Source organism: Nonomuraea africana (genome assembly GCF_014873535.1).
Lineage (GTDB): Bacteria > Actinomycetota > Actinomycetes > Streptosporangiales > Streptosporangiaceae > Nonomuraea > Nonomuraea africana.
This window is the reverse complement of sequence record NZ_JADBEF010000001.1, coordinates 3246678-3265785: the sequence shown is the minus strand read 5'-3', so window position 1 is coordinate 3265785 and position 19108 is coordinate 3246678. Positions and strand designations below refer to the sequence as shown.

Annotated in this window: 16 protein-coding genes; 9 read left to right on the top strand and 7 right to left on the bottom strand. The window is 71.0% G+C overall.

Annotated features, from left to right (window positions below; translation table 11 throughout):
- Positions 1-83 precede the first annotated feature (83 nt).
- Positions 84-1130: a serine hydrolase domain-containing protein gene (locus H4W81_RS15445; protein ID WP_225958639.1), complete on the top strand. Its 1047-nt coding sequence runs from the start codon at positions 84-86 to the stop codon at positions 1128-1130.
- Between the two features lie 160 nt (positions 1131-1290).
- On the opposite strand, the gene H4W81_RS50065 is transcribed toward H4W81_RS15445, so the two are convergent.
- Positions 1291-1524 carry a hypothetical protein gene (locus H4W81_RS50065; RefSeq protein WP_192775443.1) on the bottom strand — a complete coding sequence of 78 codons (234 nt, stop codon included), beginning with the start codon at positions 1522-1524 and terminating at the stop codon, positions 1291-1293.
- Here H4W81_RS50065 and H4W81_RS15435 point away from each other — a divergent pair.
- On the top strand, positions 1417-1665 hold the full coding sequence (locus H4W81_RS15435; RefSeq protein WP_192781470.1) for a hypothetical protein: 249 nt from the start codon (positions 1417-1419) through the stop codon (positions 1663-1665). The genes H4W81_RS50065 and H4W81_RS15435 overlap by 108 nt on opposite strands.
- A gap of 213 nt (positions 1666-1878) precedes the next feature.
- Here the strand turns inward: H4W81_RS15435 and H4W81_RS15430 are convergent, their stop codons facing one another.
- Both H4W81_RS15430 and H4W81_RS15425 read right to left on the bottom strand, forming a co-directional pair.
- Positions 1879-2610 (bottom strand): response regulator, encoded by a 732-nt coding sequence (locus H4W81_RS15430; RefSeq protein ID WP_192775442.1) that lies wholly within the window; start codon positions 2608-2610, stop codon positions 1879-1881.
- Positions 2607-3833, bottom strand: coding sequence for a sensor histidine kinase (locus tag H4W81_RS15425; protein WP_192775441.1), 1227 nt, complete (start codon positions 3831-3833; stop codon positions 2607-2609). The genes H4W81_RS15430 and H4W81_RS15425 overlap by 4 nt, the downstream gene beginning before the upstream one ends.
- A gap of 256 nt (positions 3834-4089) precedes the next feature.
- Here H4W81_RS15425 and H4W81_RS15420 point away from each other — a divergent pair, with 256 nt between their 5' ends.
- The gene (locus H4W81_RS15420; RefSeq protein WP_192775440.1) at positions 4090-6306 is read left to right on the top strand and encodes an MMPL family transporter; all 2217 of its coding nucleotides are present in this window, start codon (positions 4090-4092) and stop codon (positions 6304-6306) included.
- 328 nt (positions 6307-6634) lie between these two features.
- Here the strand turns inward: H4W81_RS15420 and H4W81_RS15415 are convergent, their stop codons facing one another.
- Positions 6635-6958 carry an STAS domain-containing protein gene (locus H4W81_RS15415; protein ID WP_225959713.1) on the bottom strand — a complete coding sequence of 108 codons (324 nt, stop codon included), beginning with the start codon at positions 6956-6958 and terminating at the stop codon, positions 6635-6637.
- 109 nt (positions 6959-7067) lie between these two features.
- On the bottom strand, positions 7068-8279 hold the full coding sequence (locus H4W81_RS15410) for a zinc-dependent alcohol dehydrogenase (RefSeq protein ID WP_192775438.1): 1212 nt from the start codon (positions 8277-8279) through the stop codon (positions 7068-7070).
- Positions 8280-8420: 141 nt separating this feature from the next.
- Here H4W81_RS15410 and H4W81_RS15405 point away from each other — a divergent pair, with 141 nt between their 5' ends.
- Together H4W81_RS15405 and H4W81_RS15400 are read left to right on the top strand one after the other, a co-directional pair.
- Entirely contained in the window at positions 8421-8735 is a 315-nt protein-coding gene (locus H4W81_RS15405; RefSeq protein ID WP_225958638.1) for a hypothetical protein, read from the top strand.
- A 378-nt stretch (positions 8736-9113) separates the two neighbouring features.
- A complete protein-coding gene (locus tag H4W81_RS15400; RefSeq protein ID WP_192775437.1) occupies positions 9114-9470 on the top strand; it encodes an isoamylase early set domain-containing protein in 357 nt (118 codons plus the stop codon).
- 311 nt (positions 9471-9781) lie between these two features.
- Here H4W81_RS15400 and H4W81_RS15395 read toward each other — a convergent pair whose 3' ends face one another.
- Both H4W81_RS15395 and H4W81_RS15390 read right to left on the bottom strand, forming a co-directional pair.
- Complete coding sequence (locus H4W81_RS15395; RefSeq protein ID WP_192775436.1) at positions 9782-11221, bottom strand: serine/threonine-protein kinase; 1440 nt, start codon at positions 11219-11221, stop codon at positions 9782-9784.
- An 89-nt stretch (positions 11222-11310) separates the two neighbouring features.
- On the bottom strand, positions 11311-11790 hold the full coding sequence (locus H4W81_RS15390) for a hemerythrin domain-containing protein (RefSeq protein ID WP_192775435.1): 480 nt from the start codon (positions 11788-11790) through the stop codon (positions 11311-11313).
- A gap of 247 nt (positions 11791-12037) precedes the next feature.
- Between H4W81_RS15390 and H4W81_RS15385 the strand changes: the two genes are divergently transcribed.
- The 4 genes from H4W81_RS15385 to ligA all read left to right on the top strand — a co-directional run bounded on the left by H4W81_RS15385 (position 12038) and on the right by ligA (position 18939).
- Positions 12038-13240 (top strand): hypothetical protein, encoded by a 1203-nt coding sequence (locus tag H4W81_RS15385; protein ID WP_192775434.1) that lies wholly within the window; start codon positions 12038-12040, stop codon positions 13238-13240.
- Positions 13241-13399: 159 nt separating this feature from the next.
- Positions 13400-14293, top strand: coding sequence for an IS982 family transposase (locus H4W81_RS15380; RefSeq protein WP_192773486.1), 894 nt, complete (start codon positions 13400-13402; stop codon positions 14291-14293).
- A 109-nt stretch (positions 14294-14402) separates the two neighbouring features.
- A complete protein-coding gene (locus H4W81_RS15375) occupies positions 14403-16658 on the top strand; it encodes a WD40 repeat domain-containing protein (protein WP_192775433.1) in 2256 nt (751 codons plus the stop codon).
- Between the two features lie 196 nt (positions 16659-16854).
- Positions 16855-18939 (top strand): NAD-dependent DNA ligase LigA, encoded by a 2085-nt coding sequence (ligA, locus tag H4W81_RS15370; protein WP_192775432.1) that lies wholly within the window; start codon positions 16855-16857, stop codon positions 18937-18939.
- The last annotated feature ends 169 nt before the right edge of the window (positions 18940-19108 follow it).

Below are 19108 nucleotides of genomic sequence, written 5' to 3'. Positions count from 1 at the left end.
CGTCAGCGGCCGTGGCCGCGTCCGTCGGTGCGCTGGCGGTGGGTCCGGCTCACGCATCGTCGTCCGGATACGATCGGGCGGCCTTGCAGGCGGACCTGGATGCGATCCGCGACGCCGGCACGCTGGGAGTGCAGGCGCGGGTGGTCTCACCCGGCGGTGACCTGGCCGCGGCGAGCGGTACGGCGGTGCGGGGCCGCAACGCGCCGATCCCGCTCGACGGGCACTTCCGGATGGGCAGCAACACCAAGACCTTCGTCGCTGCTGTGATCTTGCAGTTGGAGGCGGAGGGCCGCCTGTCCCTTGACGACAGCGTCGAACGATGGCTTCCCGGGCTGGTGCGCGGCAACGGCAACGACGGGCGCGCGATCACCATCAGACACCTGCTCCAGCACACCAGCGGCCTGTATGACTCCGTGGGCGACATCGAGAAGAAGATGCGCACCGAGCGGGGCTACCGCACCTACCGGTTCCTGCGCATGAACCCGCGGCGGCTGGTGGCTCTCAGCGCCGGCCACCGCCCGCTCTTCGCCCCCGGCTCCCGCTGGAGCTATTCGAACATCAACTACCTCTTGGCCGGGCTGGTCATCGAGCGGGCCACCGGGAACTCCTGGCGCAAGGAGGTGAAGCGCCGGATCATCACGCCGCTGCGGCTGCGGAACACGACGTTGCCCGGCGACTCCCCGCTCCTGCCCAAGCCGCACGTGCAGAGCTACACCCAGGACGCCAAGACCTCCCGGCCGTTCCGCGCCACCCTGCTCAGTCTCGGCTGGGCCGGCGCGGCGGGCGAGGCCGTCACCACCACCGGCGACCTGAGCAGGTTCTGGCGTGCGCTGCTGGGCGGGAAGCTACTGCCGCCGCACCAGCTGAAGAAGATGACGACCACGGTTCCCATCGGCGCGCCCGGCAGGGAGTTCGGCCTGGGCATGGCCAAGCAGCAACTGAGCTGCGGGGTCACGGTCTGGTCGCATCCCGGCGGCACACCCGGGTTCATCACCGACAACGCCGTCACCCAGGACGGCCGCACCAGCGTGATCGTCTCACGCACCACCTACCCCGGCACACGAGAGCAGGGCCAAGCCACTGCCCGCCTGATCGACAACGCACTCTGCGGCACCTCACCGACCGACTGACGCTCCTATGTGCAAGGGGTCGGCCGCTGATTGTGTGACCCCTCGACGTTGTGGCTGTGGTGGTCGGCGATGAGGGCGCGGTAGATCACGTCTGACGGGTGTCGTTTCAGGACGCGGAAGCTGCCCTTGGTGGTGTCTCGGGTGGCTTCCTGGCGTCGTTTCAGCAGCGCTCGGGCGCCTTCGTGGCAGCGGGCTTGGGTGATGGCGATGCGGTGCAGGGGTGTTGAGCTGCCGGTTGCCGCCGCGGTTGAGCCGGTGTCGGTCGTCGTTGCCGCTCCAGACGGGGATGGGTACGGTGCCGTTGTGCCGGGCGAAGGCTGCGGAAGCGGGTGATGTCGCCGATCTCGCCCAGGAGTTTGGCGGCGGTCAGCACGTTGACTCCGGTGATCGCCATGAGGCGCGGAACGCGGGCTTCGACGAGCGGCTTGAGCTCCTTTTCGATGGTGTCGATCTCGATGCTGAGGGAGTCGATGAGGGCGATCTGGGCCAGAGCGACCCGGCGGGCGGTGCTGGCCGGCAGAGCTTGAAGCTGTGAGGTGAGCTTGCGCCGGGTGGTGATCTGCTTCGTCTGGGGATGTCACCACCGCGGCCCCAGCTCAGCGCGCCGCAGCTCAGCGGCGTGCTGACCAGCCCGAGGCCGTACCGGGCGCCGGACCCGCCGACGGCGCACCCGCCACGCAGGGGCCCCCGGTGTCCTGGCCCTGCTCGACACCACCCTGTGCGGGAAGTGAGCGCACCGGTCCCCCGGCTATCCGGTGTGCCCGCCGCCGGACGGGTCCCCGGCTGCCACACGGGCAGTGACCAGGCCCGATTCGTAGGCCACGATGACCGCCTGGGCGCGGTCGCGGACGGAGAGCTTGTCGAAGATGCTGGTGATGTAGTTCTTGACGGTGGAGAGACTGATGTCGAGGACGCGGGAGATCTCAGTGTTGTCGAGGCCGGTGGCCATCAGACGCCACACCTCGACCTCGCGGGGCGTGAGTTCGCCCAGGCCCGTGGGGGTCGGCCGCGTACCGTGGGGTGCCCGTACATAGGTGGAGATCAGCCGGGTGAGCAGGCGCGGCGCGACGGCGGCATCGCCGGCGTGGACGGTGCGGATCGCCGCGCTCAGGTCCTCAGGGGAGCTGTCCTTGGGCAGGAACCCGTAGGCTCCGGCGCGCAGGGCGCCCACGAGGTATTCGTCCATGTCGAAGGTGCTGAGGGCCAGGACCCGGCAGCCGGGCATGGTGGCGGCGAGTTCCCTGGTCGCGCCGACCCCGTCGAGGACGGGCATCCGGATGTCCATCACCACGACGTCGGGGCGCAGCCGGCAGGCGAGGGTGACGGCCTGCGCGCCGTTCTCGGCCTCTCCCACCACCTCGAAGGACGGGTTGGGAGAGAGGATCAGCGACAGGCCGCGCCGGACCAGCAGTTGGTCGTCCACGATCAGCACCCTGATCCTCGGCGGCGGCGGCGTCGTCGTCGGCCCGGTCCCGATCATCGGCGTGCCCCCTCGTGCTGGACGGCTGCCTCGGCCGCCTCGTCCGCGGTCAGCGGCAGGTCGGCAACCACGGCGAACCCCCCGTCGGCCTGCGGGCCGGCGGTGAGAGTGCCGCCGTGCAGGGCGACGCGCTCGCGCATGCCGATCAGGCCGTATCCGCCGGAGCCCACCGTCGGCGCCCCCTCCTGCGGCGGTGTGCCCCCGCCGTCGTCCCGCACCTCGACGGTGACCCGATCCTGACGGTACGTCAGCTGTACGGACGCGCGGGCGGGCCCCGCGTACTTGCGGGCGTTGGTGAGGGCCTCCTGGGCGATTCTGAACACCGTGAGGCCGACGGTCGGCGGCAACGGGCGCTGCGGCCCGTGGACGCTGAACTCGGTCGGCAGTCCGGCAAGGCGGGACTCGGCCACCAGGCGGCCGAGGTCGTCGGCGCCTGGCTGGGGCTGTGACGGCGCGGCCTCCGGTTCGTCGCCGTCCCGCAGCACGTCGAGGAGCTGGCGCATCTCGCGCAGCGCAAGCCGCCCGGAGGCCTCCAGGGTGACCAGGGCGTCCCGGACCACCTCCGGTTCGGCGATGTTGGCCCGGGCTCCGCCGGCCATCAGCTGCATGGTGGTGATGTGGTGGGCCACGATGTCGTGCAACTCCCGTGCGATGCGGCGGCGTTCGTCGGCCACCGCACGGTCGGCAAGGAGTCTGCGGTTGGCCGCCACCTCTCGCTGCCAGCGATTGACCGCCATGGCGGTGCCGACGACGATCAGGGTGGTGAGGGGTGAGGTAACGGCGTCCTGCCAGGGCGGGATGCGGCCGTTGCTCTGGCTCAGCAGCGTCAGCGATACCGTTGCGGCGGACGCGACCGCCGTCACCCGGCCGGGGCAGGCCCTGGCGACCGAGTACAGGGCGACCACCAGGACGGCACCGAAGTGCCTGGGCAGCGGCACGATCAGGGTGGCCGTCGAATCGAGTACCAGGACAGCGGTGAGCGCCGCCACCGGGTGGCGGCGCCGGGCGAGCAGCGGCAGGGCTGCCAGCGCGACGAAGAGGAACCCGGCCACGCTCACGGCGTGCCGGCCGTCGGGGGCGTTGAAGAACACGTAGCTGAGCAGGTTCATCACGCAGGCCCCGCCGGTCACGAGTGCGTCGTTACGGGTCCACGGCGGCTCGGCGCTGTCGATGTGCGGCAGCTCCCGGGCATCGCCAGGCCCGACGTGTCGGCTCCTGGGCATGTCTGTTCCCCCTGTATCAGGCCTCCTGGCCCCCGGAACAGGGTTGCACAGCAGCCGCGGTGCCAGCACCGGCGACGGTGGTCGCCGGACCAGGACCAGGAGCAGGGTCCTGGTCGCGAGCCGGGGGAAGGCCCCAGGGCCCCGGTCCGGATCATCCGCTGCCAGGAGGTTTGCCGCCTCTCGGACTGATGGTCTGGATGTCTGCCGGGAGCCCCCGGCAGACATCCGCATTCAAGTCCGTCCGCCGGAGGACATCGTGATCCGCGCCCTGACCGGATACTCCACCAGACACCCGTGGAAGGTCATCGCTCTCTGGGCGGTGCTGGGTGTCGCACTGAGCGCCCTGACCCCGACGCTGTTCGACCGCGTCACCCAGAACCAGGCCGGGGACTTCCTGCCCCGGAGCTACGACTCGGCTGCCGCGCTGCACATCGCCAAGGAACGGTTCGGGGTGAACCCCGACGCCACCACGGTGACGGTGCTCGTCGCGCGGTCCGACGGCAAGGCTCTCAGCGCCGCCGATCAGAAGCGGGTCGAGACCGAGGCGGCGAAGCTGGGCAAGCGCCGGGTGATCATGCCCAGGGAAGACGACGGCCCGCAGCAGTTCCTGATCCCGGACCGCTCCCAGACGCCCCGGATCGCCCCGGCGATGACGGCGCCCGACCGGAGTTTCGAACTGCTCTCCGTCGAGCTGATCGGGAATCGTGCGGACAAGGGGGTCCAGGGCGTCTACCGGACCTTCCGGGAGGCCGCCCGGACGCAGTTCTCCGAGGCGGGGATGCGCACCGGTTTCACCGGGGCTCTCGCCGACACCGTCGACACCGTCGATTCCCGCAAGACCGCCACGACGGTCGGCAGCGGCCTCATCATGGGGCTCATCATCCTGCTCAACGTGCTGGTGTTTCGCAGCGTGCTGGCGGCCCTGCTGCCGCTGCTCGCGGTCGCCGTGATCGGCTCCGTGGCTGCGGGAGCCGTCGCGGGTGCCGCGATGCTCACCGGGCTCAAGCTCGACGCGAGCACTCCGGGGCTGATCAACGTGGTCCTGTTCGGCATCGGCATCGACTATCTGCTGTTCCTGCTGTTCCGCTTCCGCGAGCACCTGCGGGCCAGGCCCGAGCAGTCCGCCCGCGAGGTGGCCGCGCAGGTCTCCGGCCGGGTGGGCACCGCGATCACCTCGGCGGCGATGACCATCGTGGCCGCGTTCGCCACGCTGGGCCTGGCGACCTTCGGGCAGTTCCGCTCGATGGGCCCCGCGATCGCCGTCGCGGTCCTGGTGATGCTGCTCGGCAGCCTCACCCTGCTGCCGGCGCTGCTCGCGGCCACCGGGCGCAAGATGTTCTGGCCCTCCCGGGCGGCCCTACGCCGCGAGGCGCGCGAGGGCCGCGCCGCCCGCCTGGGCGCGCTGGTCACGCGACGACCGCTGATGATGCTCACCGCCTCCGTCGCCCTGCTTGCCGCGCTGGCCGCCGGGTTGATCGGCATCCGCATGGACTACGGCCAGGGCAACCCCAGTGCCCAGACCCCCGCTACAGCCACCGCGGCCGAGATCTCCCGCACGCTGCCGGCCGGCGTGTCGGACCCGACGAGCGTCTTCGTCACCTCCACGGACCGCGGCACCCTCACAACCGGCAGGCTCGACGGTCTCTCACGTGCGCTCACCCAGGTCAAGGGCGTGGGCCAGGTCGCAAGGACCGTCCTGAGCAAGGACCACCGTGCCGCCAGGATCGACCTCTACCCGACCGCGGACCCGCAGAGCCAGCAGGCCCGCGACCTGGCCTCCGGACCGATCCGGGCCGCGGTCGCCCAGCACACGCCCGCCGGGACGACGGCACACGTGGGCGGGACGCCGGCGATCATCGCCGACATTTCGACCGCCGTCGACCACGACCTCACGATAGTGTTCCCGGTCGCGGCCGCGCTGATCGCGCTGATCCTCCTGCTGCTCCTGCGCAGCCTGCTCGCACCGGTGATCCTCATGCTCTCCGTCGGGCTCGGCTTCGCCGCCACGCTAGGCGCCGCCACCCTGCTGTTCCAGCACGCCCTCGGCAAGCCGGGCGTCAGCTTCACCCTCCCGCTGGTGCTGTTCCTGTTCGTCGTGGCCCTGGGCACCGACTACAACATCCTGATCACCGACCGGATCCGGGAGGAGATGCAGCGACCGGGTCCGGCCCGCGCCGCCGTGGCCCGCGCCGTACGGCACACGACACCGGCCATCGCGACGGCCGGCCTGGTACTGGCCGCCTCCTTCGCCAGCCTCGGCGCGTCCCCGGGCAACGAGCAGATCGCCTTCGCGATGACGCTCGGCATCATGCTCTCCGCGCTCGTCGTGTCGCTGGTGCTGGTCCCCGCCCTTGCCGCACTCCTCGGCCGGGCCATGTGGTGGCCGATCCGCCCGCGGCCCACCGCGGGCGGCCACCCGCAGGACCGTGCGACCGAACCTGCCCCGGAACCCGACCGGGTCACGGCCTACTGAGGCTTGGACCGGAGTGCCTCAGGGGTACATGAGCGCGGTGCCAGCGGCGCGCACCCCGATCGTCCGAGTTCCTCGGGGGGCGCTTCGGTCCGGTGGACTAGGCGGGGCCCGCCGCCCACGCCGCCCTCGAAACCAGGGCCACGACGGGCAAGGTCGTCCTGGTCCCGTGACGCGCTGGCGGGCGCCCGGCACCGATCCACCCGACGTTCTTCCGTCGACCCAGGCCGGGTCGGGTCGTCGAAGCCGGGCTGCGTGCGTGACGCCGACCGCCGAGGTGATCGGCGTGGCGAGGAGTCTCGTACGGGCCGCGGGGCGGGACCGACCACGGTCAGGCGGGGGTTAAGTCGATGACGAACGCCTTGTCGAGCTGGGTGATCTCCAGCACGCGCCGGAACGGGCCGTGGACATGCGTCAGGTGAAGGACGGCGCCCGCGCCCGTGACCGCCCGCTGCGCCAGCAACAGCGCCCGCAACCCCTGGGAGTCGCAGAACGTCAGTTCGGCGGTGTCGAGCTCGACTATCGCGGGATGGTCGGCGAGCGCGGAGTCGATCGCGTCCTGCAGTACCGGAGATGACATGATGTCCAGCTCGCCGACCAGGTGCACGACCGGGTGGGCGGGGTGGAAGCGCACGTCGACCGAGAGAACAGTCATCGTCACCAGCCCTCCTCCGTGGCGCGGTAAAGCACCGCACTCGCCCAGCTTACGCGCGGTCACGGGCGCAGCCAGGAGAAACCGAGGAGATCTGGGCAGGCCGGGCCGGTCACCCCAGTTCGAGGACGACCTTGGTCCAGCCGGGTTCCCTGCGGTCGAAGGCCTGGTAGGCGTCGATCACATGCGGCAGATCCTCCTGCTGGGTCACCACCGTCGTCGGATCGGCCGCGCCTGAGGCGATCTTGCTGAGGAGTCCCGGAACGTAGCGGCGGTGGTTGCAGTTGCCCGCCTTGATGGTGAGGTTGCGGTTCATCGCCTCACCCAGAGGGAAGCCGCCGAAGCCCGGCGGGTAGACCCCGACGATGCCGATCGTGCCCGCCTTGTCGGCCATCTCCACCGCCCAGCGCAGCGCCTGGCTGGGCGCGTCGCCCGGCACCCAGGTGCCGTCGTGGGCGTCGCTGCGCGGAGCGACCTCCCGCTGTTCCTGCTCGAAGCGCCGGCGCGTCTGCTCGTCGATGTCGGCGGCGGGTCCTGCCGAGGGCCTCTGGGCGTCGATGCCGACGGCGTCGATGACGCGATCGGCGCCGATGCCGCCGGTGAGGTCCTTGACCGTCTGCACGGGGTCCTCGGCGTTGAAGTCGATGGTCTCGGCGTTCTGCAGGCGCGCGGTCTCCAGCCGGTCGGCGTTGCCGTCGACGATGAGGACCCGGCCCGCGCCCTGCATGCGGGCCGACAGCGCGGCCAGCTGCCCGACGGGGCCGGCGCCCAGCACCACGACCACGTCGCCGTTGCCCACCTCGGCCAGGCGCGCGCCGAACCAGGCGGTGGGGAAGATGTCGCTGACCATGAGCGCTTGCTCGTCGCTGACGCCCGGCGGGACGGCGACCATCCCGGTGTGGGCGTAGGGGATGCGGGCGTACTGGGCCTGCAGCCCGTCGAAGGGGCCGGTGGACTGCGGTCCGCCGAAGAAGGCCGTGCCGGCGGCGGGGCCGTTGGGATTGGCGACGTCGCACTGGGAGTAGTACCCGGCCCTGCAGTACACGCATCGCCCGCAGCCGATGGTGGAGCACACCACGACCCGGTCGCCCACGCTGAAGTTGCGCACCTGCGGGCCGAGCTCCTCGACGACACCGACGGCCTCGTGGCCCAGCACTGTGCCGGGTCGCATGCCGGACATGGTTCCGCGGACGAAGTGCAGGTCGGTACCGCACACGGCGCTGGCCGTGATGCGCACGACGGCATCCTCCGGCTCGCGGACCTGCGGATCGGGAACCTCGTCGAGGGCGATCTTGCCGACGTCATGCCAGACGACTGCTTTCATGATCTCTTCCTCTCTCGAGCCACTGCCCCACTCCCATGCCCCCTTATGTCCGGATAAGCCAGAAGATGGGTAGTTGCCGCTGACGGTTCGCCGCCTTTGTCATGGGGTAGCGCTTCACGTGCACCACAAAAAGGGGGAACCATGATCAAGCAGCTTCACTCGATGGGCATCAAGTCCAGCCACATGTACACCTGCGCCATCGCGTCCATCGGCCTGTCCATCGCGTCCTGGGCCGTCTCCAGGACGTCGGAGAACGCCGGTCTCGACCGCGCCGACAGGTGGGGGATCTTCGTCGGCGAGTGGGCGCCGACCCTGTTCGCGCTCGGCGTCGCCCTCCGGATGGAGGAGATGCGCGAGGAGGAGATGCGCGGGGAGGTGGAAGTGGAGCCGCGCGCCGAGACGGGCGTGTTCGACAAGTCGTCTGGCGGCAGGACTCCGACACACGCGCAGTTCTGACGGACTGCGGGCGGATGAGGCGCCGCGGCACCGGCACCCAACAATGAGCGGGGCCGGTGGCAGGCCGCGGCGCCCCCGCCGGCAGCGGGCCGCGGCGCACCCTGCGGACGGCAAGTGGCGGTGCCTTCCGCCGTCCGCCGGCCAGGACCGCTTCCCCGGCTCCGGCCTGATCCCCCACTTCTCCGGCTTCTCCCGCTTCTCCCCGCTCCAGCTCACCCCGGCAAGGCGAGCGGCAAACACGGATCAAGATGTCCTTACCAGGCGTCGTGGCGCATTGCCCCCTCCACCGCCGCGCCCTGCAATCGCAGGAGGCGTACCTCACCGTGGCTGACACGGCTGAGGCGCGCGCACCGTGCAGACGCAACAGGAGGACTCTCGATGATCAGACAGGACAGGCCGAGCGACGACGGGCTGGTCAGCCTCACCTTCACCCTCCCCGCCGACCTGCCGGGGCCGGTCTCGGTCGTGGGCGACTTCAACCAGTGGGACCCCTACGCCCACCCCATGACCCGCACCGACCAGGGCATGCACACCGCCGTGGTCGCGCTGCCCGCCGGCACCAGCATCTGTTTCCGTTACCTGGCCGACGGCGGAGCGTGGCTGGACGAGCCGGACGCCGACGAGCGCGATCATCGCGGCTCGATCGTGCACCTTCCGGCCGTCTCCGCCAACGGGAACGACAAGCCGGCGCGCCGCGGCGCCACGGCGAAGGCCGCCGCGAAGCCGACCGCCTGACTCGCGCCTGACCGCCGGGCGGCGTCCGCACTTACCGTCCGTCGCACCGGGCACGGTTGACCAGGCGGCCGACCGCCGCTTCGAGACGCTCGGCGTGCCCGGGGGAGTCCTGGAACTCGGTGGAGACCGAGACGATCACGCCGCGCCTGGTCAGGTCGCCGAGGACGTAGCCGCCGTGCCCGCTGCACGTGCCACCGCACGGCAGCGGGCGCCCCGGCGGGCCCAGGCCGTGCCTCGCGCCCGTATCCGAGCTCCGCGATCTCCGCAGCGGCGGGGCGGCGGCAGCGGATTCCTTCGGCCATGGCGCGCGCTCAGCGGCCGGCTCGTCCCTTGCCCTTGGTCTTGTCGCGCTTGGGTTCCTTGCCGCCCTTGCCGGGGTGCGCCTTCTGCCGGTCGGTGTCCCTGACGGCGATCGTGATCCGGCGAGGGGAGGCGGCCATGGTGCGGTCCTGCCGCTTCCGCTCGGACGTGGCGGCGGGCGGCGGCGCGGGGGAGCCAGGCCGTACGGCGGGAGCGGCCACGGGCGCGGGAGCGGCCGCGGGTGGTGGCGCGGCCACGGGCGAGGGGCGGGAAGGGCCGCCGCTCTGCGGAGAGGCCGCCAGGGCCGCGATGATCAGCGCCGCGACCGCGACGGGGAAGAGCCTGTTGGCGCGCGGACGGATGCCGGGCACGGACGGGAAGGGAGCCTGCGGGAAGCCCACGGGCAGGGAGGGAAGCGACCGCGAAGCAGCCGGCCGTGCGGGGGCGGGCCGGAAAGGAGCGGGCCGAGAGGGAGCGGGCCGAGAGGGAGCGGGCCGAGAACGGGCGGGCGGCGGCGGCATGGGCGCGGTGGCGTGGACAGATGTGGCGTGGACAGATGTGGCGCGGACAGATGTGGCGTGGCGCGGCCTGGTTTGGAGCGGCCTGGTGTGAAGAGGGAGGGCGTGGAGAGGCGGCTCTTGGGCGGCGGCGCGCAGGAGTGTCTCCGCCTCGTCGAGATCCAGCCGCTCGGACGGCTCCTTGCGCAGCAGGCCGTGGATCACCGGGGCGAGCGCGCCCGTCCTGGCCGAAGGCGGGGGGTCGTCGTGCACCACGGCGCCGAGCGTGGCCAGGACGTGGGAGCGGTGGAAGGGGGAGGCGCCCTCGACGGCGGCGTAGAGCATCGCGCCCAGGGACCAGAGGTCGGAGGCGGGCAGGGAGGGGCCGCCCGTGGCGCGTTCGGGCGCCATGTAGGCGGGGGTGCCGACGACCATGCCCGACCTGGTGACCGAGGCGTCCTCGTCGAGCGCGGCCAGTCCGAAGTCGGTGAGCACCGCGGTGCCGTCGTGGGCGAGCAGCACGTTGTCCGGCTTCACATCGCGGTGCAGTACGCCGACGGCGTGCGCGGCGCGCAGGGCGCGCAGCACGTCCAGGCCGATCCTCGCCACGCGCTCGGGCGGTAGGCCGCCTCGCTCGGCGATCACGTCGCCCAGGGGCCTGGAGGGGACGAACTGCATGATGATCCAGGGATGCCCGTGCTCCTCCAGCACGTCGTAGACGGCGGCGACGCTCGGGTGGCTGATCCTGGCCGCCGCGCGGGCCTCGCGCAGGGTCCTGATCGTGAAGACCTCGATCTCGCTCTCGCCCAGGCCGATCGGGGGCAGGACCTCCTTCGCCGCGACGTCCCTGGCGAGTAGTTCGTCGTGGGCGTGCCACACTCGGCCCATGCCGCCCTGGCCGAGCGGCCTGAGCAGCCGGTAGCGTCCGCTGAGCGTCTCGACATGATCGGACATGGCAAGACGGGTACCCGCCCGACATGTCGACATTCAGGAGACTTGTAACAACGTGGTCACGCCTGAGGGCTTCTGTCCGACGGTGCGGGTCACTCGTCGCTGTCCGCCAGGTGGCGGGCGCTCTCCTCGGACGCCTGTACCGCGAGGCCGAATTTCCTGCGCTCGTCCTCGGTGGTGCGGGCGCGCAGCTGCGGGAACTCGTACCGTTCCTCGCTGCGGGCGTGCGCCGTCACGGCGTCCCGCAGCAGCGTGAGCCGCTCCATGAAGTCGGCGGCGTCGGGACCGTTCTTGTCCATCTCCGCCAGCAGCCGCTTGGCCTCGGCCTCCTCCGCCAGCCGGTCGTCGACGATGCCGTCGCCGCCGTCGATCGCGGCACGCGCGTGCGGGTGCACGATCTCCTCCTCCGCGCTCTCGTGGACGGCGAGCAGCTGGGCCAGGCGGGCGAAGGTCTCGGCCCGCCGCGTGCCCGAGGCCTGCTCCACCTCGTCGAACAGGTCCCTGATTCGCGCGTGCTGAGCCAGCAGCAGGTCGATGACGTCGTCGTCGTCGGACGTCTGTGGGGTGGCCATGAGCGGTCTCCTTTCGAGTACGGCGTGCCTACCCGCGCGCCGAGGGGCCACGCCCGGCTTTACGCATTCCACAACCGGGGCCCGCCCAACGAGGAGGTTGCCGGGCAGGCCGCCGGGTAGGGCTCTCGTGCGGTCGCCCGCCGTCCGCCTTCGCATGGACGGCGCCCCCCGCGGCGGGCGGTGAACAGGACCGGCGCGCAGGGCAGGAGCCCTGTCGCTCACTGCGGCTCGAGGGAGCGCTGACCAGATGACCTTCAATCCGTTGCGGGAGCGGGGCATTCCGCTGGACAGGCAGTTGCGCAACTGGCGCGAGTTGAACGTGACGCCGATCGACCCGGACAACGCCGACCCCTACACGCGCTGCCGCATCATCGCGATGAACGGCATCGAGGTCGAGGGGATCATGTTCAGCCACCAGTTCGCCCGGCACTGCCCCGACCTGGAGCTCAAGCGGCAGCTGGCCCGTGTCCGCTACGTCGAGGCCCAGCAGCAGAAGGTGGTCAACTGGCTGCTGCCCGGCCTGGCCTCGGTGCTGGAGACCACGCTGGCCTACGAGCAGGTCGCGGTGGACCTGACCGCCTGGGTGGCCCGCATGGAGCCCGACCCCTACCTGCAGCAGGCCTACGAGTTCGGCGTGCTGGAGGACTTCGACCATCTCTACCGTTACGCGAACCTGTACGAGATGATCGAGCACCGCAAGGCGGAGAAGGTCGTCGACCAGCTGACCGAGGTCATGCCGGGGCGTCCGACGTACCTGCACCACCGCGATCCGGTCGACAACGTGCGCGAGCCGTACGACAGGAGCTCCGCGGCCCCGATCTCCAAGCTGCACGCGCTGACGATCATGGCTGCCGAGCAGCAGACCATGAACTTCTACATGAACGTCGGCCCCGAGTACATGGAGCCGATCGCCCGCCAGCTCTACCAGGAGATCGGGCTGATCGAGGAGGAGCACGTCACCCACTACGAGTCGCTCGTCGACCCGGGCGAGAGCTGGTGGGAGATGCTGCTCAACCACGAGTACAACGAGTGCTACCTGTATCACTCGTTCATGGAGACCGAGTCCGACCCGCGTATCAAGGCGATCTGGGAGCTCCACCTCAACATGGAGCTGGAGCACCTGCGGCTGGCGGCCGAGCTGTTCAAGAAGAACGACGGCCGCGACCCCGAGGAGGTCGTGGCGCCCGAGCTGCCGGTGCCGGTGACCTTCGAGCCGAACAAGGAGTACCTGCGCGACCTGATCGCCACGCAGATCGACTACACGACGCTGGGCACCGGGTACGTCCAGGAGGCCCACGAACGGTTCGAGAAGATGCAGGCGGCGCTCATGGGCGACGAGCGGGCGCCGTCCGAGAGAGTGATCCAGGAAAACCGCGACAAGTCGGGCGTGGAGTACCGGCTGGAGACCGCGGGGCCGCACCCGGTCGGCAGCCTGCGCCTCGACCGCTGAGCCTGTCGGGGGACGGTGAGACACGAAGCGATAGTTGGCCTCGTTGGTCCGTCTGATTCTGCGCAGGGCGGTGATCTGAGCCTCACCAGATGTGGCTAGACGAGTAAGTCCTAAGTCGTTTCGGCTGCGGGAACGACGAAGGGTGTTGATGATCCGTTTGTGACGACAGACCTCAACACCCTTCTCACCGCACTGTACGTGAAGATCGACGACTGGCTCGGCAAAGCGCCCCGCCTCGGCCGCCCACCCAAGCTGACCGACGCCGAACTGCTGACCTTAGCGGTCGCCCAAGTCCTGCTCGGGATCGGCTCCGAGGCCCGCTGGCTGCGGTTCGTCCCCCGGCACCTGCCCGGCGCCTTCCCCTACCTGCCCGGCCAATCCGGCTACAACAAACGGCTCCGCGCGGCCCTGCCCCTGCTCCAGCGCGCCATCCGGGCCCTGGCCCTCGACACCGATCTGTGGGCCGACCCGGTCTGGGTGGTCGACTCCACCCCGGTCGAATGCGGCCGCTCCCGCCCCACCACGCAGCGCTCGGACCTGGCCGGCTGGGCCGGCTACGGCTACTGCCGCTCCCACTCCCGCTGGTTTTGGGGTCTGCGGCTGCACCTGGTCTGCACCCCGGCCGGACTGCCGATCAGCTGGGCCCTGGCCACCCCGAAGATCGACGAACGGCAGGTGCTGATGGCCGTCTTGGACCACGACCCGCATCTGCTCGCCACCCGACCCGGGCTGCTGATCATCGCCGACAAGGGCTACGTCTCGGCCGAACTGGACCACTACCTGGCCGAACGGGGCGTGCGGCTGCTGCGGCCGTCCTACCGCAACCGCACACCCCGCCCGGGCGAGCAGCTCCTCAAACCCATCCGCCAGCTCATCGAATCGGTCAACGACACCCTCAAAGGCCAACTCGACCTGGAACTCCACGGCGGACGCAGCCCTGAGGGGGTCGGCGCGCGCATCGCCCAGCGCATCTTGGCGTTGACCGCCGCTATTTGGCACAACCGCGCTACCGGCCAGCCCGTCACCCGGTCACTGATCGCCTATGACCACTAACCCGACTTAGGACTTACTCGTCTAGGGGCGATAGATGGCCCTGGGGGCGGCAGATGGCCCCTGTGAAATCCTGATGATCTGTCGCCCACGTCCGCTAATGTCTGGCGGCATGATCATTGCGGGCAATTTCCCCGAGATGGTGGGGGACCCCGACGCGGCGCTGGAGATACTGGGCGCTGCCGACTGGTCCGCGTTCACGCCCGGACGCGACCTGCCGCCGCTCCGCGACGCGCTCACCGCGTTGGAACGGGCGCACGGCGTCACCGAGGCGCACCGCTACGCGACTGCGAAGATCAAGGCGTACGGCGCCCTGCTCCGCCATGCCGACACGCATCGCGCCCAGGTGCTGGCGCACGCGCTCAGCCCCTGCGGCCGGTACCTGGCGCTCGGGAGCGCGGTCGGCGAGGAGTTCGACGACGGCGGCGTGCTGCAGATCTGGGAGGTCGCCACCGGCCGCTGCGTCAATGTCATCGACGGGATTCCCGGCGGCGTGGGCTGGGAGAGCGACCGGCACATGATCCAGTGGTCGGCCGACGCTTCCCGGGTCGCGGTGGTGCACAGCAAGTCGCAGGTGGGGGTCTGGGAATCGTTCGGCGGCCAGGAGGGCTCGGTGGGCGAGCCGATCGCCCAGGTGAACGTGAGTGATTCGCGACCGTGCTTCGCCTTCGCGCCCGACGGCGAACGCGTGATGATGTGGGGCGGTTGGTACCGGGAGGAGCAGCGAGGCCGGCTCATCTCGCTGGAGGACGTCGCGGACATCGATGACGTCGCCGCTCTGGTGCCGGTCGAGTCGCTGTTCGACGAGATGCTCGCCGTACTCGGCGGAGAGCCGCTCTCCCTCGATTGGTCCGCGTGGTCGAAGGACGGCGAACGGGTCTATGGATACGAGTCGTCCGGGTGGGCATGCTCTATCGACGTCGCCGCGCGCAGGGTCGTCTGGCTGAGGGCCACCCACGATCTCGATGGCCCGCTGCCGGCTTGGAGTCCAGACGAACGGCACCTGGCCCACCAGCGGGACGGTCAGCTGGTGATCAGCGATGCGGTGACCGGGGAGCCGGTGGCGGTGCACGCCGCCCGCCCGGGTGCCGCGCTGCTGTCCTGGGGCCCGGCCGGACGGCTGGCGGTCGTGACGCCTGCGAACAACGACGAGGGCGCGCGCCCGGGCGTGAGCATCGTCAGGGCGACCGGTGAGCACGACTACGACCTGGACCTGGCGCTCAGCCCGACCGGGTATGACACGCCTGACCTTACCTCGTGGGCGTGGTCGCCGGATGGCGGCCGCGCCGCCTGCCTGACCGACGAGGGCCGGGTCGAGGTCTGGGAGCTGGGTGAACGCCCCGAGCGACTGCGGGTGGTCGAGGTACCAGAGGACGCGGACGGGGTGCTGTGGGGCGCGGATGACGTGCTGGTCATCGTCACCTCGCTCGACGAGGAGAACGGGACGATCCCGGGGCTGCGGTTCGTCGGGGCCGGGACCGGTGAGGTGGTCGGCGCGTTCCAGTTCCTGCGGGAGCCGCCCGGACCGAACCCGCTGGAGGAGGACGGGGAGGACCTCGGCCTGGAGTTCGAGCTCCACCCCGCTTTCGCGCTGGACGCGCGCACCTGGGGAGTCGCGTTCGAGCCCGGGCTGGTGATCGCCCCAGCCGGCCGGGAACGTGACCTGGACACGCTGCTCGCCTGGTCGGTGGACCGCCGGTTCGCCTGGCCGGTGCGCTGGGGCGGCCTGGAGATCTTCCTGAACGCTCCCGCGGCCGCGGATGGAGCCACCCCTCCCCTCGACGAGCTGGTCGAATCCTTCCGGGGCGGCACCCCGCGCCCGGCCGAGCCGCCCGCGTGGCCGCCACCGGACACCGCGACCTTCGAGGACCTGCTCCTGCTCGCCGGCGAGGTGGTCGAGCGGGTCAGGGCGGGCGACCCGGAAGGCCTGCACGCCCCAGGGCTGGCACGCGAGATCGCTATCCTGCACGCGTGGCGGAACGAGGCGGACCGGGCGGCACGGTTCGTCGAGCTCTGCCCCGAACGCCTCCGGCCCCAGGTCGCCCCGCAGATCGAGAGGATCCTGAACAAGGCCCCACGGCGCGACGCGGCGCCTCCGGCACCCGAGCCGCCGACCCCGCAGGAGATCACTGGTCTGGTCGAGGCCTACGAGAGGTTCCTCCGTACGCCCCGCGGTCAACGCTCGGGCGCGAACGCCGAACTGGTCAGGCAGGCCGCCCACGCCCGCCACATCTCCGCCGTCCTCGATCTGCTCGAGAAAGCGCCACTGGAGACCTACCTCGGCCTCGGCTCGCACGACAGGTACTACCTGACGCTATGTGCCCTGCGGATCGTCGCCACCGGCTCCGACCGGGAAATCCAGAGGTGATCACCAAGGCCGCGATCTGGATCGCTTGATGACGCGACTTTGGGATCGTTATTTGGGCAGATCTGTCGCTCCCAGGGAGATCACCGCCCTGCGCAGAATCAGACGGACCAACGAGGCCAACTATCGCTTCCCGGGGCCAACTATCGCTCCCTGTCGTCCCCACGAGATTGTCGGTGCCGCCCTGCATGATGAACGCATGAGCGACGCGCCCCCCATGACCCTCCTCGCCGACCACGCCTCCTACGCCGCGGCCGTGCGGTCGGCGGTCGACGCCTCCGCCGCCTACTACGCCGACGGCACCTCGGCGCTCGACGACGACGCCTACGACCGGCTGGTGCGCGGCATCGAGGCCTACGAGGAGGCGCATCCCGACGAGGTGCTGCCCGACTCCCCGACGGGCAAGGTGGCAGGCGGCGCGGTGGTGGGCGACGTGCCGCACACGGTGCCGATGCTCTCGCTCGACAACGTCTTCAAAGCCGAGCAGCTGGTCGGCTGGGTGGCCTCGCTGGAGCGCAGGCTCGGGCGGCAGGTCACCGCCTGGAGCGTGGAGCCCAAGCTCGACGGGCTCGCGGTCTCCGCGCGCTACCGTGCCGGACGGCTCGTCCAGCTGGTCACCAGGGGTGACGGCAGCGCGGGCGAGGACGTCTCGCACGCCATCGGCGTCATCGCGGGTCTGCCGGGGCGGCTGGCCGAGCCGGTCACGGTGGAGCTGCGCGGCGAGGTGATGATGACGGCCGAGCAGTTCACGCAGGCGTGCGCCAAGCGCCAGGCGCACGACGGCACGACGTTCGCCAACCCGCGCAGCGCGGCGGCGGGCACCCTGCGCGCCCAGGACCGGCCGTACGTCTGCGAGCTGACGTTCTTCGCCTACGGCGCGCTGCCGCTGCCGCCCCAGGACGACTCCGAGCTGGCGGAGCGGCTGCGCGCACTGCCGCACAGCCAGATCATGGAGTGGGTCGCGGGGCAGGGCGTCCAGACGACGGCCGTGACGGCGGTGGCGGGCGTCGTCGCCGCCGACGTCACGGGGGTGCAGGAGCGGATCGAGCAGATCGCCGCCGCCAGGGCCGAGCTGCCGTTCGGCATCGACGGCATCGTGGTCAAGTGCGACCTGGCGGGCGACCAGGCGCAGGCCGGGTTCGGCTCGCGCGCGCCGAGATGGGCGATCGCCTACAAGCTGCCCGCCACCGAGAAGATCACCAAGTTGCTCGCGGTCGAGTGGAACACCGGCCGCACCGGCGTCATCGCCCCTCGGGCCGTCCTCGAACCGGTCGAGCTCGACGGCAGCAGGGTGACGTACGCGACGCTGCACAACGTCGCCGACATCACCCGCCGCGGGCTCATGCTCGGCGACAGCGTCGTCGTCTACAAGGCGGGCGACGTGATCCCGCGGGTGGAGGCGCCAGTGGTGCATCTGCGCACGGGTGACGAGCAGCCGATCGAGTTCCCGCAGGTGTGTCCCTCGTGCGGCGACGGCATCGACACCTCGCAGGAGCGGTGGAGGTGCGTGCGCGGCAGGGCGTGCAGGGCCAGCGCCTCCATCACCTACGCGGTCGGGCGCGACCAGCTCGACATCGAGGGGCTCGCCGACAACCGCATCCTGCAGATGCTCGACGCCGGGCTGATCGCCGACTTCGCCGACCTGTTCTTCCTCAGCCGCGAGCAGCTGCTGGGGCTCGAGCGGATGGGCGAGGTGAGCAGCGACAACCTGCTGGCCGCCATCGAGCAGGCGAAGACCAGGCCGCTGAGCCGGGTGTTCTGCGCGCTCGGGGTGCGCGGCACGGGCCGGTCGATGAGCCGCAGGATCGCCCGCCACTTCGGCACGATGGAGGCGATCAGGGCGGCCGGCGCCGAGGCGATCCAGGGGGTGGAGGGCATCGGGCCGGAGAAGGCCCCGGTGGTGGTGGCCGAGCTGGCCGGACTGGGGCCGCTCATCGACAAGCTGGTCAAGGCAGGGGTCGCCATGACCGAGCCGGGCGCCGCGCCCACCGCCGCGCCCTCCGCCGCCGAAGACGCTCCGGTCGCCGGGTCCGAGCTGCCGCTGGCCGGGATGTCGGTCGTCGTCACAGGCGCGATGAGCGGGCCGCTGGAGGCGTTGTCGCGCAACGAGGTCAACGAGCTGGTCGAGCGGGCGGGAGGCAGGGCGTCGTCGAGCGTGTCGGCGAAGACGTCGCTGCTGGTGGCGGGGGAGAAGGCCGGATCGAAGCGAACCAAGGCCGAGGGGCTGGGCGTGCGGATCCTCAGCCCCGAGGAGTTCGCCGACCTCGTCGCGGCGTTCAGATAAGGGGTCTCATCGGGAGGACGGCCCGACAGAACACCTGGAGAACCTGCGCCTCCCAGCCCCCCGCACCGCTCCCGGCCTGGATTCCTAGGTCCCGGCCTTCGTCGCTGCTCCAAGCCTCAGCCTCCCGACCTCCGGCCTCCCTGTCTGGGCTCCCGACCTCGGCCCCCGG

Coding starts and splice junctions, on each gene's coding strand:
- H4W81_RS15430 (WP_192775442.1), bottom strand. CDS start 2,610: ATGATCGGGACCGGGCCGACGACGACGCCGCCGCCGCCGAGGATCAGG.
- H4W81_RS15400 (WP_192775437.1), top strand. CDS start 9,114: ATGATCAGACAGGACAGGCCGAGCGACGACGGGCTGGTCAGCCTCACC.
- H4W81_RS15425 (WP_192775441.1), bottom strand. CDS start 3,833: ATGCCCAGGAGCCGACACGTCGGGCCTGGCGATGCCCGGGAGCTGCCG.
- H4W81_RS15385 (WP_192775434.1), top strand. CDS start 12,038: ATGACCTTCAATCCGTTGCGGGAGCGGGGCATTCCGCTGGACAGGCAG.
- H4W81_RS50065 (WP_192775443.1), bottom strand. CDS start 1,524: ATGGCGATCACCGGAGTCAACGTGCTGACCGCCGCCAAACTCCTGGGC.
- H4W81_RS15390 (WP_192775435.1), bottom strand. CDS start 11,790: ATGGCCACCCCACAGACGTCCGACGACGACGACGTCATCGACCTGCTG.
- H4W81_RS15435 (WP_192781470.1), top strand. CDS start 1,417: ATGGGTACGGTGCCGTTGTGCCGGGCGAAGGCTGCGGAAGCGGGTGAT.
- H4W81_RS15415 (WP_225959713.1), bottom strand. CDS start 6,958: ATGACTGTTCTCTCGGTCGACGTGCGCTTCCACCCCGCCCACCCGGTC.
- ligA (WP_192775432.1), top strand. CDS start 16,855: ATGAGCGACGCGCCCCCCATGACCCTCCTCGCCGACCACGCCTCCTAC.
- H4W81_RS15375 (WP_192775433.1), top strand. CDS start 14,403: ATGATCATTGCGGGCAATTTCCCCGAGATGGTGGGGGACCCCGACGCG.
- H4W81_RS15405 (WP_225958638.1), top strand. CDS start 8,421: ATGATCAAGCAGCTTCACTCGATGGGCATCAAGTCCAGCCACATGTAC.
- H4W81_RS15410 (WP_192775438.1), bottom strand. CDS start 8,279: ATGAAAGCAGTCGTCTGGCATGACGTCGGCAAGATCGCCCTCGACGAG.
- H4W81_RS15395 (WP_192775436.1), bottom strand. CDS start 11,221: ATGTCCGATCATGTCGAGACGCTCAGCGGACGCTACCGGCTGCTCAGG.